Here is a 17,882-nt window from a genome sequence, read left to right as displayed (position 1 = left end):
CGAAATCCATTCAATGAGGAGATATTGGATTATGGCTGAAGCAGCCCACAAAGAAACCCACGGTTTTCAAACAGAAGTAAAACAGCTTCTTCATCTAATGATTCACTCTTTGTATTCAAACAAAGAGATTTTCCTACGTGAGTTAGTGTCAAATGCCGCCGATGCTGCAGACAAGCTCCGTTTTCGAGCGTTGGAAAATGACAGCCTTTATGAAAACGACGGCGATTTAAACGTTAAACTAAGCGTAGATAAAGAAGCAAATACCGTCACTATTACCGATAATGGTATTGGTATGACCCGCGACGAAGTTATCGCTAACCTAGGTACAATTGCAAAGTCAGGTACTAAAGACTTTTTTAGTAAATTGTCTGGCGATAGCGCCAAGGATTCACAGCTAATTGGCCAGTTTGGTGTTGGCTTCTACTCAGCATTTATTGTTGCCGATAAAGTAACGGTTCGCACACGCGCAGCAGGCGCTGACGCCTCTGCGGGTGTTGAGTGGATTTCAGACGGTGAAGGCGAATTCACTATCGCTGAAATCAACAAGCCGACTCGAGGTACAGAGATTACCCTTCATCTTCGTGAAGATGAAAAAGAGTATGCTGACGCGTGGCGTCTTCGCTCTATCGTGAGTAAATACTCTGACCACATCAGTATTCCTGTTCAAATGTGGAAAGAAGAAGTACCTGAAAGTGAAGGTCCTGATGGTGAAAAAATTGCAGCCCAGCCAGGTGAGTGGGAAGTTGTAAACAAAGCTACCGCGCTGTGGACTCGCGAAAAGTCTGATATTTCAGATGAAGAATATAACGAGTTCTATAAGCATATTTCGCACGACTTTGCTGATCCACTCGCATGGGCGCATAACAAAGTTGAAGGGAAAACAGAGTATACCAGTCTTCTGTATATCCCTTCAAAAGCACCGTTTGATATGTGGAACCGCGATCAAAGCCATGGGTTAAAACTGTACGTACAGCGCGTGTTCATCATGGATGACGCTGAGCAGTTCATGCCAACGTACCTTCGCTTTGTAAAAGGCTTGCTTGATAGCAACGATTTACCGCTTAACGTATCTCGCGAAATTCTACAAGATAACAAGATTACACAAGCACTGCGTCAAGGCTGTACGAAGCGCGTATTGCAAATGCTTGAGAAAATGGCGAAAAATGACGCTGAGAAATATCAGTCTTTCTGGAACGAGTTTGGTAATGTGCTTAAAGAAGGTCCTGCGGAAGACTTTAGCAATCGTGAAAAGATTGCTGGTCTACTGCGCTTTGCTTCAACTCACGGTGACTCAGATGCGCAAACGGTATCACTAGCTGACTACATTGAGCGCATGAAAGAGGGCCAAGACAAGATTTACTATGTAACGGCAGATAGCTTGCAAGCTGCTAAATCAAGTCCGCACCTTGAGATTTTCCGTAAGAAAGGCATTGAAGTACTTCTTATGGGCGAGCGCATTGACGAGTGGCTAATGTCTCATCTGACTGAGTTCAACGAAAAGCAGTTCGTTTCTATTGCGAAAGCAAACTTAGATCTAGGTGATTTAGAAGACGAAGAGACTAAAAAAGCACAAGAAGAAGCCGAGAAAGAGGTTGAAGGCGTTCTAGAGCGTGCTAAAGCAGCGTTAGGTGATAAAGTTCTTGATGTGAAATTTACTCACCGTCTTACTGATTCACCTGCGGTTATCGTGGCTGACGATAACGGCATGACAACGCAAATGATGAAGTTGATGCAAGCAGCCGGACAAACTGTACCGGATGTGAAATATCACTTCGAGCTAAACCCGGAGCACAGCTTAGTTAAACTGCTAGCAGATACGCAGGATGAAGAACTGTTTAATCAGTGGGTTGGTGTATTGTTCGATCAAGCAGCGTTGTCTGAACAAGGTAGCTTGAAAGATCCATCAACCTTTGTTCAAAACCTGAACACACTGCTGATGAAGTTAGCAAAGTAATGCGCTAACAATATTAAATAGCTAAAAACGGGCGTAACGCCCGTTTTTTTATACGTGTTGTCAACAAATGTAAGTTTGTGATCTTAATTGTGCTATATTCGAAGCGTTTATAAGGCTCTTAAGATAAAAATCTCACTATTATTGGCCTGCAGAATAAAATATTGGTAGACGTAAATAATCAATTACGCCTATAAGCTGAATATATATTCGCCATTAGTCTTAAGATTCACCTAACGGTGCTGCTTACACTTGTCACTCAACTGTTGAATGTGTAAAGTGCCGGAAGTAAAAAAGTTCAAAAATCATAAGCGGAGAACGCACTCATGCGAATCATTCTTCTCGGCGCTCCTGGCGCGGGTAAGGGCACACAAGCTCAGTTTCTAATGGGCAAATATGGTATTCCTCAAATTTCAACTGGTGACATGCTTCGTGCGGCTATCAAAGCTGGCACAGAGTTAGGCTTACAAGCTAAGCGCGTCATGGACGAAGGAAAATTAGTATCTGACGAAATCATTATTGGTTTGGTTAAAGAGCGCATCGCACAAGACGATTGCAAAGATGGTTTCCTATTAGACGGTTTTCCTCGCACAATTCCTCAGGCTGATGCCATGAAAGAGGCAGGTGTTTCGGTTGATCATTGTATTGAATTTGATGTGCCGGACGACGTGATTGTTGAGCGCATGGGCGGCCGTCGTGTTCACCCTGCATCAGGTCGTGTATATCATGTTGTTTACAATCCGCCTAAAGTGGAAGGTAAAGACAACGAAACTGGCGAAGACCTAATTGTTCGCGATGACGACAAAGAAGAGACTGTCCGTAAGCGCCTAGCAATCTACCATGAGCAAACAAAGCCACTAGTAGATTATTACAGTGCAGAAGCCGCGGCAGGTAACTGTGCTTACCACAAACTAGACGGTACACGTCCGGTTGAAGAAGTCAGTAACGAACTGGCTGAGCGCTTGGGTTAAGTACCCGCGTTTCAAGTTGTAGAAAAGGGCCGCATAATGCGGCCTTTTTTGTGGCTTGTAACTTTTCAACTGATGACGTTTAATAACGTTTTAAGAAGTGGGTTTAGACAAGGCCGTATGAAGGTTTTGATAGTCTCGATTTACATATAACAATAACATGTGGAGCACACCATGGTTTTGCCAATTACGGCGTTTTACGCAAGCTTGTTAGGTATTTGCTACCTTTATTTATCAATAATTGTGATTGGCGCACGGCGTCGGCATAAAGTTGGTATCGGTGATGGTGGACATGAGGATTTGAGTCGTTTAGCGCGAGCACATGGTAACTTCAGCGAATATGTTCCTATTACTTTAATCATGATTGCATGCTTTGAGGCAAATACAGGCCAAATGTGGGCTGTACATGCGCTAGGGAGCGCGTTATTGTTTGGTCGCGTTTTGCACGCATATGGTCTTGGTAAACACGCTGGAGTGAGCTGGCAGCGCTTTGCTGGAATGATCCTTACCTTTATTGCAATGCTATGTGCTGCGATAGGGAATTTGATACTTATTCACTTTGGCCTTTAGCCGACGTTGTGAAATATGAAAACGCCCACAGAAGTGGGCGTTTTATTTTAAATGATGTACTTTACATTAAAAGCGGTAGGTAACTTTTGAGTATACGAAACGCCCTCTAGGATTGTGTACGCCACCTACATAGCCATACAAGTCACTATCGCCATTACCAATAGCAAATGGTGGCTCTTCATCAAGTAGGTTGTTAGAACCCAGTACAAGACGAAGATTGTCGCTGTAGTTATAGCCTACTTGCAGGTCGACCAACATTTGTGAGTCTACGGTGCGAGAGGTATTCTCTTCAAAGTCGAGTACACCGTCGAAATTAATGTCTGGCGTATCTTCAAACTCACCGATAAAGCTAATATTTAGGTTGGCATCAAACGCGCCTTTTGACCACGTTGTTGCAAATAACCAGCGATGTTCTGGATAGCCGTATTCTCCTGTGAAATCTAGATTGTTTCGCTCAAAGTTGTTCAGATAAGACCAATCTAGGCTGAAACGTACATTGCCATACTCGTTCATATCCATACTGTAGTTAGCATTGAAATCTATGCCCGATGCTTCTTGCGATGATACGTTTTGGTATGTGTTAAATATTTTCTGGATTACGCCCAAAGACTCTCCTTGTTGAGGCGCAAGGCGCACACAAACCGTACTGTTCTGATTATTACATTCAGCGTCGTACACTAGGCCAAATTGCTGCTCATCAATCTTGTTGTCTTGCGTAATACTCCAAACATCAATACTTAAGCCCAATTCTTGAATGGGTGCATAAATGACACCTACGTTCCACGATTCAGATTCTTCGGCATCAAGATTTGGGTTACCCCCAAACTCAATGTTGTAGTCGAGTGAATCACAATCTTGTCCTGTGGCATCACAACGATATTGGTCAACAAAGAAAACACTTTTTTGTGAAGGACCTAGGCCAATCTGTGCCAATGACGGCGCACGGAAACCCTGTGCCCATGAACCTCGAACAGTAACTTGATCACTGGGTGCCCAACGAAGTGCAATTTTAGGGTTGGTGGTGCTACCAAAGTCACTAAAGTGGTCGTAGCGACCCGCTAGTTGTAACTCAAGTTGTTCGGCGAGCGGAATTGAAAGTTCTAGATACGCAGCGTATTGATCTCTCTCTGCTGCGGCAGATACAGATTCAGTACCAAAGATTAGCCCGCGTTGAAATTGAATGTCTGGTACATCAGACACTTCTTCTTCTCTATATTCGACACCTGCCGCCATCATGACGACGTCGTCGCCAAAATCGAAAGCCTCACCAGAGATATGCGCATCAAAACTCGTCATTCGCGACTCGCCGCGACGAACTAGGCTAGTCGTAATTTCATCAATAACACTTTGTGGGTTGGTTACGCCACCAAATGGGTTGTAGTTGCCAAGATTGATTTGTTCTTGGAGCCAGTCTACGCGAACCCAGCCTTGTGATTGGTCACCACTTTGTTCTGAGCGACTACGCCCTTTTTGCACTGATGCTTCCCAGTCGTAATCTGCAATTTGACCACGAAGACCTGCCACAAGACGAAGGGTGTCTGACTCTATATCCCAGCGACGAGGACCTGCATCTACCGGACGATAGCGGCCAATATCAATATCTTGCCCGAACGGGTTATTAGGGTGAGATCCCGGCACTGTCAAACCTGCATCTTCATCTAAAGGTGTGGCAGCACCACCTGCTTCTGATGTGTTGTGTTGCATGGCAACTTCTAAAAATGCTGTGGTGTCAGAAGAAATTTTATAGTCGAATTGCCCGATAAAGCCAACACGCTCAGATGCTGGGATCGTCAACCCAAATGGGCCATAGTCAAATAAACAACTGCCCGATGCGGTTGCATTTTCAGCTGGACAATCTGGGTCGATAGTTTTAACGCCATCTACATAAAAATAACCTGGGTAGCCTCGTGATGAACGAAAGTCCATACCGCCATAAGGCGATTGGTTAGCCGTACCAAATCGGCCCATTTCATCAGCACCTAAGGTACTATTATTAAAATAGTCGATGATTACTGTCGCACTGCTTTTTTCGCTTTGCGAACCCCATAGAATACTGGCTGTCGTTTCATCATAGTTCGGACCTGTTGTACCGCCGTAACCGGCATTGAGTTCAAGGCCGTCAAAGTCTTTCTTAAGCACAATGTTCACTACGCCTGCTACGGCGTCAGAGCCGTAAATAGCGGAAGCGCCATCTTTTAATATATCAATACGCTCAATAGCTGCGACAGGAATTGAATTAATATCAACAAACGAATTGGTAATACTTTCTGCGAAAGAGCTTATCGCGACGCGACGCCCGTTGATAAGTACCAGTGTTGCATCTGGCCCCATACCGCGAAGCGATACCGCTGCAGCACCATTAGCCGTTGAGTCTTGACTGTTATTTCGTGTTGAGAATGTACCTGCGCCAGTCGCAGGCATACGCTCAAGAAGTTGTTGGAGGTTTTCATAGCCCATGCTATCAATCATGCCAGCATCAATAGATTGAACAGGCGATGGGCCTTCCATATCAGTGCGCTTAATGCGCGAGCCTGTAACCGCAATGCGTTCTAAATTATCTGCTTCTTCGTCAGCTTGTTGCGCGTAGGCAGGCGTCAGTGTAGTTAATCCCGAAAATGCCAATCCCACTGCGATGGCACTTATTTTACAACCATGTTTCATTATTATTTCCTTATTTCCATTTACTTGTTGTGTGTTTGCAAGCAGTGTTCTGTTGCAAATTTATGAATAGCATTGGTTACACTTAAGTTGCAATAGTGAAAGTAAGGAAAGATGTGACACTTAGTTACAAAGTGTGTAAACCATGTATTACTAAGTACAAGGAAAGAAAGTATTTGAGCAGAAAGTAGTAGGAGTAACTAAGGTTACTCCAATGCAACGAAAAAGCGTTCTTTACGCGGTAGGTAAGCATTTTCTTTGTCTACGGAAAAGGCGATCGAAGTGGCTTTACCCCTAATCTCTGAAAGTGGAATAAAGCCATAATAGCGAGAGTCTACACTGTTATTTCTATTGTCTCCCATAGCCACTACATAACCTTCAGGCACAATAGCGTCGTCGAAACTTGAAGCAGGACTGTTAATTGGGCTTAAAGCAATGGTACGGGAACTTGATAAGATGTCCTCGCGAAACACGTGTTCGTTAGGCGGTGTAAGCTTCGATTTCTCTCCATTTATATGAAGCACATTACTATGCAAAGCGATATTGTCTCCTTGCACTGCAACCACGCGCTTAATCAAACGAGTTTGTGCTGCTTCACTGTCAATAATGATAATGTCGCCACGTTTCACTGAGCCAGTATTTGCAACGCTGATGTCAGTAAAGGGAATATCAAGTGTATACGCCATTTTGTCTACCACGACGCGATCGCCTACTTGGATAGTGGGCTCCATTGAACCTGACGGAACGTGATACCAATCTGCAACACTGCTTCTAAAGGAGAACATCAAAACAATAAACAATATAAAGGTGAGGTTTTCTTTTACGTATTTTTTTACGTTCAACATTTAAATGCAGCCTTGTGTAATAGGTAATCTCGATGTAGGACGTTAATTGTGTTTATCAGTTCATAGCAAAATGTAAGGATATGTTTCGTGTCAATGTCCCCAGCTGTCTTTAAAATGGCCGCTATAAACGTACCAAGAAAGTTAAAATCTCGTTGAAACAATGGGTTAATGATAAAGTCTTTAGTGAATATTTGTTTGAACGTTTATAGAACAGTAACTTAATCATTATTGCCAATGTAGCTTGCTACAAGGCTTTGTGTTAATTCTTAACGCTTTTACTGACAAAAGAAGCGGAACCATGTTTAAACGCTCAAAAATTTTTACCGGGCTAGCGGCTGCTGCATTAGTAGCGTCAATAGCAGGCTGTAGTCACTCAAATACCGCTAAACCATTAACCTCTGATCAATCTCTTTCTAAAACCACAACCTCTCAAGTGGAAACCACCGTTGAAAGTTCAGCGACGTTCAATGTCGAGTTTGAACGATTTACTCTTGATAATGGCTTAACTGTACTTCTACACGTTGACCGTTCTGATCCTGTCGCTGCCGTGGCATTAACAGCGCATGTAGGCTCTGCTAGAGAAAAAGAGGGAAGAACGGGGTTTGCACACTTGTTCGAGCATCTGTTGTTCTTGGAGTCAGAGAATTTAGGAAAAGGCGGACTAGATAAACTAAGTGCGCGCATTGGTGGTTCTGGTGCTAACGGGTCGACCAGTAGGGACAGCACTAACTATTATCAAACTGTGCCTATTGATGCCTTAGAAAAAATGATTTGGGCAGAAGCCGACAAGCTTGGTTATTTCATTAATACCGTGACAGAACCTGTACTTGCGAAAGAAAAACAGGTGGTCAAGAATGAAAAACGTCAAAGCGTTGATAACCGTCCTTACGGCCACAATCAATATGTCATTGATAAAAACTTGTACCCCAAAGGTCATCCGTACAGTTGGCAGGTAATTGGTTCGCTAGAAGACCTTCAAAACGCCACGCTAGCTGATGTGAAAGAATTCTTTAATCAATGGTATGTGCCCAATAATGTAGTTCTAACCATTGCTGGGGATATAGATATTGCTCAGACCAAGGCGTGGGTAGAGCATTACTTTGGTGAAATTCCTGCTGGCAACAGTATAAAACCCTTAGCACAGCAACCTGCTGCGTTAACTCAAACAGTGAAACGCTTTCACGTCGACAACTTTGCCCAAGCGCCAATGCTAACTATGGTTTGGCCGACGGTGCCAGAATATCACCCTGATTATTATGCATTAGAAGTCCTATCCGAGTACTTGGCGCAGGGGAAAAACGCGCCATTAAACAAGGTGCTAATTGATGAGAAAAAACTCACCAGCAATGTTTATATGTATGGTTATGATTCTGAAATAGCAGGTCAAATGCAGCTACAAGTCATGGCGTTCAACGACACTGACTTGAATAAGGTTGCAGAGGCGATTAACCATGCATTTGCAGCGTTTGAAAAAGACGGTATTGCTGAAAAAGATTTAGCTCGTATCAAAGCTGGGCAAGAAACAGGGTTCTATCAGGGGCTATCAAGTGTTCTTGGTAAGGGATTCCAACTGGCCCAATACGAAATTTTTGCAGGTGGGGCACAGTACATCAGTGAAGATGTGCAGAAGATATTGTCAGTCAGTGCTGACGACGTCATGCGTGTTTACAACACATATATAAAAGATAAGCCGTTTGTTGCAACTAGCTTTGTGCCAAAAGGCCAAGAATCTCTGGTGCTTAATAACTCGTTAGAAGCGGCAGTGGTTGAAGAGCAAATTGTGGCAGGTGCAGAAGAGAGCTTTGATGCGTCTATCACTGCTGACTACGAACGCACCCCATCTAGTTTCGACAGAAGCAAAGAGCCACCATATGGTGAGCAAGTTACCATTACACCGCCGGTGGTGTGGCAAACTACGCTAGACTCTGGCATTCACCTAGCTGGCATAGAAAATGACGAAGTGCCGCTTGTCGCGTTTGAGCTTAAGATTGATGGCGGCATGCTACTTGACCCACAAGATAAAACAGGCGTCGCTAATCTACTGTCTGGTATTTTGCTTAAAGGTACACAAAGTAAGGCACCTGAAGTGTTAGAGCAGGAAATAGAGATGCTTGGCGCTTCACTTGACGCACAAGCGACCGATGACGCCATTGTTATCAGCGGTACTTCACTGTCAAAGCACTTTGATAAAGTGATGGATATTGTTTCTCAAGTCATACTTACCCCACGATTCGACGCGACAGAGTTCGATCTTGCCAAAGATGATGTCATCAATGAGATTAAACAGATTAAAGCAAATCCAGCTGCAATCGCGTCGGTGGAGTTTGGTGAGCTTCTCTATGGTGAAGAGCATCCATTGGCGCAACCTGTTATTGGTTCAGTCGACAGCGTAACCGCCATTGAGGTGAGTGATTTAAAGCAGTATTTTGAGCGAAACTTTACGCCTACTTTAGCCAAGCTTCATGTAGCGGGGGATATTTCGCAGTCGAAGGTAAGTAGCGCACTGGCTAATTTAAACACAAACTGGAAGGCGAAAGCGGTAACGTTACCTGAAGTATCTCAAGTTGCGTTACCTGAAAAAGCCAAGGTTTATTTTTATGACGTGCCCGACGCGAAGCAGTCAGTGCTATATTTTGGTCATCCAGCACCTTCTGTGTCTCACCCAGATAGTTATGTTGCCAGTGTCATGAACTACCGCTTAGGCGGTGGTGGTTTTGCCTCTCAATTGATGCAGGAATTGCGTGAAAACAAAGGGTATACCTACGGAATCTATTCTGGATTCTCTAGTGATAAGAATACAGGCGTATTCGCTTTAAGAAGTAATGTTCGCTCAAACGTAACGTTGGAAGCCATTGAAGCCATACGCGATATTTTGGAGTCTTTCGGGAGCAACTATTCAGCTGAAGATTTGTCTGTGACAAAGGGCTTTACGCTTAAGTCTAACGCGCGTGCCTTTGAAACACTGGGCGCAAAACTAAATGTAGTGGGTAACATTAGCGACCTTGGGTTTGCTGACGATTACGTAATGCAGCGCGAGCAGCAAGTTAAAGCGTTGACGGTTGACGATATGAAGCGTTTGTATCAAAACTATGTTCATCCAGACAAAATGATTTATTTGGTGGTTGGTGATAAGGCAACACAATTTGAGCGTCTGAAGGCGCTCGGATTAGGAGAGCCTGTATTGCTAAACGAAACTAAAGAGTAAAAGAGCACATAAAGGCTTGCTCAATAACTGCACTTTAGCACATGTCGTAATTGTGCACGTTTAATTGAAGTTGCAAGCCTTCGCTTAACCAGAGCGTGTGACCCGGCAAATACCTATTGCAAACGGCAACACGCTGTTACTTCAATGGGCAGGTAGGCCCATTTCGTGTTGCCACATCTTCCTTTTTAGCCAATTGCAGAAAAGCGTTATGCGTTTGTGCTTAGAAGAGTGTTCAAGATAAATGATGTGTGATTTCCACCTGACTGGGTGAGGTATATTGACAGGCACAATAAGTTGGCCTGACTTGATGTATTGCCCAATCATCATATCAGAAGCCAACATAACGCCTTGGCTCGACAGTGCTGCACTTAGCGCCAGATCACTTGAAGAGACCTCAGTTTTGTTAAGAGGCTTTTTCATTGTATCCACTTGAACGTGTTCAAAATACGTCTCCCAATTAACCTTGTCACTCATGGGTAACGCCAGCAAACGCGTTCTTACTAAGTCTTCAGTGCTATGTATTTGTTTGTCTCTTGCAAATGACGGAGAGCAAACTGGAACGACGCCATTCTCACCAATTTTCTCAACAACTAACCCTTCTTTTTGAAGTGCCGAAGTAGACGTGCTAAATCGAATGGCGACATCGACGTTACCTTCATGTAAATCTTCACATAGATTTGACGCTTGCACGTTGATATTTATTTCGGGGTGAATGTTAAAAAAGTCGTAAAGATTGGGCAGTAACCACAACGCGCAATAGGCTTGTGTTGAGCTTATGGTCAGGCTCCCTTGAATAGGCTCTTCCTGAACTTGATTTAACCCATTAACAATTTCTGAAAAGCCTGTCTGACAGGCGTGAAGTAATGTCTTTCCTTGTGAGGTAAGTACCATTTTTCGTCCTTGTCGTCTAAATAAAGCCGCGCCAATGTTTTCCTCGAGCAAGCGCATTTGTTGACTCACTGCGGCTTGAGAGACAAAGAGTTCTTCAGCGGCTTTACTGTAACTTTGATGCCGCGCTGCTACTTCAAAACACAGTAAATTGTTTAACCATCGTAGACGTCTGTCCATATGAATATTTATATAAGTTTACCTTATATAAAAGGTTAGGTTTTATCGTTGGTGAAGTAAAGACAAATCAAGGATGCTGAGCACTCGATGAACAGGCAGAAGGTAGGTGTGACAATGTTAACTAGTGTGCTGAGTAGTATGAAAAGTAAGGTAGGCCAATTTAAAGGTGCTAAGCGTTTTATTGCGCTTGTGAGCGAGCATAGATTTAAAGTTAGACAGCGTATGAGTGAATATTTAGTGCATATTGGAAATAAGCTAAACTTATCTATGTGGAGCGCGTTTAAATAATGCTGCGGGTAAAGTTGTTAGCACAACCCTGTAAAGGCCATCGCATGTGTATACCATATGGCTGTACAAGGTTGTGCTAGGTAAAACCTTTACTTATGACGCTCGCGAAGTACATCAAGTGCGTCGTTTAGCGACATGTCGCTAGCTTGAAGTAACACTGTTAGGTGATACAGCAAATCAGCGGCTTCGTTTTTCAGTTCTTCTTTGTCGTGTACGGTGGCAGCCAATGCGGTTTCAACGCCTTCTTCACCCACTTTCTGTGCTATTCGCTTAATGCCTTTGTTGTATAGGCTTGCGGTGTAGCTGCTTTTGGGGTCGGCATCTTTGCGGGCAGCCAATATTCGCTCTAAGTCTGCAAGAAAGGTAAATGCCGGCGTGTTCCCGTCAAACCAGCAGCTTTCAACGCCAGTGTGGCATGTTGGTCCATTAGGGTTAGCAAGTACCAACAGTGAATCTTGGTCGCAGTCGCAGGCAACGCTCACTAAATCTAGCGTGTTGCCTGACGTTTCACCCTTAGTCCAAAGGCGCTGCTTTGAGCGGCTGAAAAAGGTCACTTTACCCGTCTCAAGGGTTTTTGCTAGGGCGTCTTGGTCCATGTAACCCTGCATTAATACCTTACCTGATAGTGCATCTTGCACAATGGCAGGCAACAGGTTATCCATTTTGTCCCACGCTAGCTTATTGCTATTGTCATTAGTAATGATCACGGGTTTACTCCTTCTGCTTGCGCCGTTAATCCGTGACGCTTGCGCATGGCAACGCCATTGCTAGTTAATTCTGCTTTTAGCTCATCAATGTTGATAATGCCTTTATGAAATACCGATGCCGCCAGTGCGCCATCTACGTCAGCTTGTTGAAACACATCAGTAAAGTGGGCAATTTCACCTGCACCTCCTGATGCAATTAGCGGCACTTCACATACATCGCGTACGGCTTTCAGCTGCTTTACGTCGTAGCCTTTGCGCACGCCGTCTTGGTTCATGCAGTTAAGCACAATTTCACCTGCTCCGCGCGATTGCACTTCTTTAATCCAGTCGATGGTTTGCCACTGGCTTTTTTGTGTACGGGCTTCATCGCCGGTGAATTTGTACACTTCGTATTGGTCTGTGGCTTCGTTATAAAAGCTATCGATACCAATCACCACGCACTGTTGACCGTAAACATCGTGCAGCTGGTTAATAAGGTCTGGGTTGTTAAGGGCAGGGGAGTTAATTGAAATCTTATCCGCACCCATTTCCAAAATGCGCCCAGCGTCTTCAATGCTTTTAATGCCGCCTGCCACGCAAAACGGAATATCAATAACCTGTGCAATACGGCTTACCCAGCTTTTATCCACTACGCGGGCATCAGAGCTTGCGGTAATATCGTAAAATACCAGCTCATCGGCCCCCGCTTTTGCGTATTGCTCGGCAAGAGGCACAATGTCGCCAATGATTTCGTGGTTTCTAAACTGAACGCCCTTAACCACTTTGCCGTCGCGTACGTCTAAACACGGTATTATGCGCTTTGCCAACATGCGATAGCCTCCTTTACCGTAAACTTACCTTCAAGCAATGCGCGACCTAAAATAACGCCGCCAACGTTTGTGGGTTTGAGCGCTTCAATATCAGCGATGCTGCCAATACCACCCGACGCTTGCCAGCTAACATGTGGGAAACGGGCTGCCATTTCTTGATACAGTTGGGTGTTCGCGCCTTGCAGTGTGCCGTCGCGACTAATGTCGGTGCACAGTACGTGCTTTGCGCCCACAGTAGCGAAGTCTTCAAGCAAGCCTTCAAGGGCTACGCCAGAATTCTCTTGCCAGCCGTGGGTAGCAATAAGCTTTTCACCGGTGTCGCTAATATTGATATCAAGAGCCAGTACAATGTGCTCTGGGCCGTACTTTTCTACCCAAGACTTCACAAGCTCGGGTTGTTTTACTGCCAAAGAACCAATTACTACGCGACTTACGCCCGTTTCTAGCAATTGCGCCACTTCCTCTTCGCTTCGAATACCGCCGCCTGCTTGAAACTTCATGCGCTTGGTGTCGACCATAGACTTAATAAGTGAAAGCTGACGTTTAGTTGTGTCTTTGGCGCCAGTTAGGTCAACAATGTGCAACCAGGTTGCACCTTGGTCGGCATAGTCGTGAACCACATCTACTGGGTCCAGTTCGTATTGGGTTTTTTGCTCGTAGTCGCCTTGATAAAGGCGCACTACGTGTCCGTCAATAAGATCAATCGCTGGAATAATCATTATAGGTTCACAAAGTTAGTCAGTAGTTGTGCTCCGGCCTCGCCAGAACGCTCTGGGTGAAATTGCACCCCGTAAAAATTGTCTTTATTTATAGCGGCCGAAAATGCGTTGCCGTAAGTACAGCTTGCAAGCGTGTGCTCGTACTCAGGTACGGCAAAGCTATGCACAAAATAAAAGTACGTATCTTGTGGGATGCCTTTGAACAAGCTTTGGTTGTTGTGACTGCTGTTATGAGAGACAGTGTTCCAACCCATATGAGGTAAGCGCACGCCTTTCGATTCCATGCGCGCCACGTGCCCGGGCATAAGGTTTAAACAGTCGATGTTGCCTGTACCTTGAAAGCCACCTTCGGCGCTGGTTTCAACCATAAGTTGCATGCCTAAACACACGCCTAATACAGGTTGGGTCAGCGATTGAAGGGTGTCCACAAGCGCTTTTTGCTTGATGCTTGCCATGGCTGCAGCGGCGGTACCTACGCCGGGTAAAAACACTTTGTCAGCGCTTCTTATTACGTTTACATCGTCAGATACGCCTACTTCAACACCCAAGCGTTCAAGCGCAAAGCGCACTGATGAAATGTTGGCGCACCCGGTGTTCACTATCACTATTTTTTGTCGCTGGCTGGTATTTACCACTGACATTACAGCGCTCCTTTACTGCTTGGCAGTACATCGCCTTGGCGTGTAATAGCTTGACGAAGCGCACGTCCAAATACCTTAAACAAGCTTTCTACCTGGTGGTGTGCATTGCCTTCGCTGGTGGAAAGGTGCAGCGATAACCCCATGCTTTGCGCAAGCGAGTAAAAGAAGTGTGGTACCATTTCTGTGGCCATTTCACCTACCTGATCGCGGCTAAATTCAGCATCGAATTTAAGGTGAGGGCGGTTAGAAATATCCATGATACATTCCGCACGACACTCATCCATTGGCAAAGCAAACCCAAAGCGACCAATACCCCGTTTGTCGCCCAGCGCTTTTTTAAGCGCTTCACCTAGTGCAAGCGCGGTATCTTCTACACTGTGGTGATCATCAATGTGCAAATCGCCATCAGTAGTCAGGTTTAACTCGAAACCACCGTGGGTAGCAATTTGGTCGAGCATGTGGTCAAAAAAGCCCATGCCAGTTTGAATTGTAGACTTAGCTTGCGAGTCTAAATCTACTCGAACGCGAATATCGGTTTCAGAGGTGGTGCGTACTACTTCTGCAATACGTGAAGACGCTAACAAGCTTTTTTGAATATCGTTCCAGTTTAGGCTCTCGCGGTTGTATTGGAAGCTGCGAATACCCATGTTTTCGGCAAGCTGAACGTCGGTAATTCTGTCGCCAATCACAAATGAACGGGTGAAATCCACTTTGCCTTGCTGCAAGTATTCTTGCACTAGGCCAAGCTTCGGCTTACGGCATGTGCAATTATCAGCATCAAAGTGCGGGCAAATAAGCACGTCGTCAAACACTACACCTTGGCTTTCAAATACGGCCATCATGGCGTTGTGAGGCTTGTCGAAATCTTTCTGTGGGAAGCTGTCTGTACCCAACCCGTCTTGGTTACTTACCATCACGAGTTTAAACCCAGCTGCTTTAAGCTTAAGTAGCACAGGAATAACGTTTGGCTCGAAAACAAGCTTCTCTAAACTATCTAATTGCTTATCTACTGGCGGCTCTTCAACAAGTGTGCCGTCGCGGTCAATAAATAAAATGGCTTGCTGACTCATGCCGCGTCCTCATTATTTTTAAATTCGTTAATTAACTGCATTAAGCGCTGATTTTGCTCTTCAGTACCGATGCTCACGCGCAAGCAGTTTTGTAAGTTAAGCTGTTTTGACTGGTCGCGAATGAGCATGCCTTGGCTTACTAGGTATTGCATTAAAGCCGGCGCCTTTTCATAGCGGAACAAAATAAAGTTTGCTCTTCTATCACCTATTAATTCAATGCCATCTACAGCTTTAAGTGCTTCTGCTAGCCCTTCTTTTTCGCGATTAATGGTAGCGACTTGAAGTTCAAGTAATGCTAGTGACTCTTTTGAAAGCGCTTGAGCGGCAATTTGCGCGACAGGCTCTGGAATAGGGTAGGGTGCAATTACCTTCAATAGCGCTTCAATCACCGCTGCTTGGGCAAGCGTAAAGCCGCAGCGAAGGCCAGCTAATGCAAATGCTTTAGACAGCGTGCGAAGCACCACCAAGTTCGGGTAATTGTTTATTTCATTTGCCCACGTGTTATCAGCATCAAACTCAATGTATGCTTCATCCACCACAACCAACGCTTTATCGGCAAAGTGATTAAGCACGGTTTTAATGTCTTCGCGAGCAACCGGTGTCCCGGTTGGATTATTCGGCGCGCAGATAAAAATCACGTTCACGTTTTCTTCAGCGCAAACCGCATTTACGTTAAGGCTAAAGTCGTCATTAAGCGGTACTTTTTTGATGCCCACATCACAGGTTTCAGCGCTAATCGCATACATACCATAGGTTGGCGGGCAGATAAGAATGTTGTCTTTACCCGGTGTACAGAAGGTACGAATAAGTAATTCAATGCCTTCATCGGCGCCGCGGGTAACGATTAGCTGTGACTTATCAAGCCCAGCGTAGCTTGCGTAGCCATTGACTACCGCTTCAGGCTGGCACGATGGATAACGGTTAAAGTTACTGCTATTTACACTATAATCGTTTGCATAGGGTGACTCGTTAGCATTAAGCCAGTCTTGACCACCAGAGAACAAGCGACGTGCCGACTCATAGGGCTTTAAAGGCACTAAGTTGTCGTTAATTAGGTTATCGATAAGTGCCGACATTAGGCGTCTCCTTGCTTAAGTGCCTGCATACGAAGTGCAACGGCCTGTTCGTGTGCATCTAAACCTTCTGCTGCCGCTAGTGCCATAATCGCAGGGCCTAAATTGCGCATGCCATCTGCACTTAGCTCTTGAATTGTGTAACGGCGCATAAAGTCTAACAGGCCAAGACTAGAATAATTCTTAGCATAGCCGTAGGTAGGCAATACGTGATTTGTTCCTGATGCATAATCGCCAGCAGATTCAGGTGACCAAGGACCTAAGAAAATAGAGCCTGCGTATTTGATTTTGGGCAAATAATCACGGGCATTTTCGACTTGTACAATCAAGTGCTCCGCCGCATAGGCATTGCTTGTTTCAATGGCCTGCTCAATTGAATCGGCTAAAATATAACGCGCATTTTCCATAGCTGGGCGAGCTATGTCTGCGCGAGACAATGTGGATAGTTGACGTTCAACAGCAGCTTTGGCTTCTTCAATGAGCTTGGCACTGTTTGATACCAAAATCGCTTGTGAGTCTGGTCCATGCTCGGCTTGAGACAGCAGGTCTGCTGCCACAAATTCAGGGTTTGCGTTGTCGTCAGCAAGTACCAACACTTCTGATGGGCCCGCCGGCATATCAATAGCAGCACCATCAGCGCGCTGGCTAACTTGTTGTTTGGCCTCTGTCACAAAGCTATTACCCGGGCCAAAAATCTTATCGACCTGAGGAATAGTATCTGTACCAAGAGCCATAGCGGCAACGGCCTGAGCGCCACCACACAAAAATATCTTGTCGATACCGCACTTTCTTGCCGCATACGCAATTTCAGGCGCGATAAGCTGTTCTGTGTTGGGCGGAGTGCAAAGTAGTTTATTTTCACAACCCGCCACTAATGCAGGCACGCCTAGCATTAATACGGTAGACGGTAATGGCGCGCTTCCGCCTGGAATATAAAGTCCTACGGCATCAAGAGCCGTAAAGCGAAGCTCGCATTTAACGCCTGGTGTCGTGGTTAACGCGATGTCACTTGGCATCTGCGCTTCGTGAAACGTTTTTATGTTGTTAAACGCTGTGTCGATAGCGCTTGCTACCTCAGGTGTCACCCTAGCAGCAAGGGCATCAATATTGTCTTGCGAAAGCACCAAGCTGGTGAGTTCTGGGCAATCGAATTTACGCGTATAATCAAGTACTGCCGCATCGCCTTCTGCTTCAACGCGGGCGATAATGTCGCCCACGGTTTGCTTTAACTGTTGGCTATTGGCCATAGCCGGGCGGGCTAGCGCCTGTTTTTTCTCATTTGCCGAAAGAGATGACCAAGTAATCATAAT

At 45.1% G+C, this 17,882-nt stretch carries 14 protein-coding genes; 4 read left to right on the top strand and 10 right to left on the bottom strand.

Features of this window, described 5'->3' with window-relative positions:
* Positions 1 to 31: 31 nt before the first annotated feature.
* The 3 genes from htpG (at position 32) to LHL20_RS11410 (ending at position 3,489) form a co-directional block, all read left to right on the top strand.
* Positions 32 to 1,954: a molecular chaperone HtpG gene (htpG, locus tag LHL20_RS11420; protein WP_226433416.1), complete on the top strand. Its 1,923-nt coding sequence runs from the start codon at positions 32 to 34 to the stop codon at positions 1,952 to 1,954.
* Between the two features lie 323 nt (positions 1,955 to 2,277).
* Positions 2,278 to 2,922, top strand: a complete 645-nt coding sequence (gene adk / locus LHL20_RS11415) for an adenylate kinase (protein WP_202261948.1) — start codon at positions 2,278 to 2,280, stop codon at positions 2,920 to 2,922.
* 171 nt (positions 2,923 to 3,093) lie between these two features.
* Positions 3,094 to 3,489: an MAPEG family protein gene (locus tag LHL20_RS11410; RefSeq protein ID WP_159626337.1), complete on the top strand. Its 396-nt coding sequence runs from the start codon at positions 3,094 to 3,096 to the stop codon at positions 3,487 to 3,489.
* Between the two features lie 66 nt (positions 3,490 to 3,555).
* On the opposite strand, the gene LHL20_RS11405 is transcribed toward LHL20_RS11410, so the two are convergent.
* Positions 3,556 to 6,150: a TonB-dependent receptor gene (locus tag LHL20_RS11405; protein ID WP_226433415.1), complete on the bottom strand. Its 2,595-nt coding sequence runs from the start codon at positions 6,148 to 6,150 to the stop codon at positions 3,556 to 3,558.
* A gap of 203 nt (positions 6,151 to 6,353) precedes the next feature.
* Positions 6,354 to 6,992, bottom strand: coding sequence for a signal peptidase I (lepB, locus tag LHL20_RS11400; protein ID WP_226433414.1), 639 nt, complete (start codon positions 6,990 to 6,992; stop codon positions 6,354 to 6,356).
* Between the two features lie 298 nt (positions 6,993 to 7,290).
* Between lepB and LHL20_RS11395 the strand changes: the two genes are divergently transcribed.
* Positions 7,291 to 10,197 (top strand): M16 family metallopeptidase, encoded by a 2,907-nt coding sequence (locus LHL20_RS11395; RefSeq protein ID WP_226433413.1) that lies wholly within the window; start codon positions 7,291 to 7,293, stop codon positions 10,195 to 10,197.
* Between the two features lie 141 nt (positions 10,198 to 10,338).
* On the opposite strand, the gene LHL20_RS11390 is transcribed toward LHL20_RS11395, so the two are convergent.
* From LHL20_RS11390 to hisD, 8 genes are all read right to left on the bottom strand, one after another.
* The gene (locus tag LHL20_RS11390) at positions 10,339 to 11,265 is read right to left on the bottom strand and encodes a LysR substrate-binding domain-containing protein (RefSeq protein WP_226433412.1); all 927 of its coding nucleotides are present in this window, start codon (positions 11,263 to 11,265) and stop codon (positions 10,339 to 10,341) included.
* A 377-nt stretch (positions 11,266 to 11,642) separates the two neighbouring features.
* Positions 11,643 to 12,260 (bottom strand): bifunctional phosphoribosyl-AMP cyclohydrolase/phosphoribosyl-ATP diphosphatase HisIE, encoded by a 618-nt coding sequence (gene hisIE / locus LHL20_RS11385; RefSeq protein ID WP_226433411.1) that lies wholly within the window; start codon positions 12,258 to 12,260, stop codon positions 11,643 to 11,645.
* Entirely contained in the window at positions 12,257 to 13,069 is an 813-nt protein-coding gene (hisF, locus tag LHL20_RS11380; RefSeq protein WP_014950033.1) for an imidazole glycerol phosphate synthase subunit HisF, read from the bottom strand. The genes hisIE and hisF overlap by 4 nt, the downstream gene beginning before the upstream one ends.
* Positions 13,051 to 13,788 carry a 1-(5-phosphoribosyl)-5-[(5-phosphoribosylamino)methylideneamino]imidazole-4-carboxamide isomerase gene (gene hisA / locus LHL20_RS11375; protein WP_226433410.1) on the bottom strand — a complete coding sequence of 246 codons (738 nt, stop codon included), beginning with the start codon at positions 13,786 to 13,788 and terminating at the stop codon, positions 13,051 to 13,053. Before hisA ends, hisF begins: the two co-directional genes overlap by 19 nt.
* Positions 13,788 to 14,429 (bottom strand): imidazole glycerol phosphate synthase subunit HisH, encoded by a 642-nt coding sequence (gene hisH, locus LHL20_RS11370; protein WP_226433409.1) that lies wholly within the window; start codon positions 14,427 to 14,429, stop codon positions 13,788 to 13,790. Before hisH ends, hisA begins: the two co-directional genes overlap by 1 nt.
* Positions 14,429 to 15,499 carry a bifunctional histidinol-phosphatase/imidazoleglycerol-phosphate dehydratase HisB gene (gene hisB / locus LHL20_RS11365; RefSeq protein WP_226433408.1) on the bottom strand — a complete coding sequence of 357 codons (1,071 nt, stop codon included), beginning with the start codon at positions 15,497 to 15,499 and terminating at the stop codon, positions 14,429 to 14,431. The genes hisH and hisB overlap by 1 nt, the downstream gene beginning before the upstream one ends.
* A complete protein-coding gene (gene hisC, locus LHL20_RS11360) occupies positions 15,496 to 16,575 on the bottom strand; it encodes a histidinol-phosphate transaminase (protein ID WP_226433407.1) in 1,080 nt (359 codons plus the stop codon). The genes hisB and hisC overlap by 4 nt, the downstream gene beginning before the upstream one ends.
* Positions 16,575 to 17,879, bottom strand: coding sequence for a histidinol dehydrogenase (gene hisD, locus LHL20_RS11355; RefSeq protein ID WP_226433406.1), 1,305 nt, complete (start codon positions 17,877 to 17,879; stop codon positions 16,575 to 16,577). The genes hisC and hisD overlap by 1 nt, the downstream gene beginning before the upstream one ends.
* Between the last annotated feature and the right edge of the window lie 3 nt (positions 17,880 to 17,882).

Origin of the sequence: Alteromonas sp. McT4-15 (assembly GCF_020515205.1) — a bacterium.
GTDB lineage: Bacteria > Pseudomonadota > Gammaproteobacteria > Enterobacterales > Alteromonadaceae > Alteromonas.
Note: the sequence above shows the minus strand (reverse complement) of the source record. Positions and strands in the feature narration are given on the sequence as shown.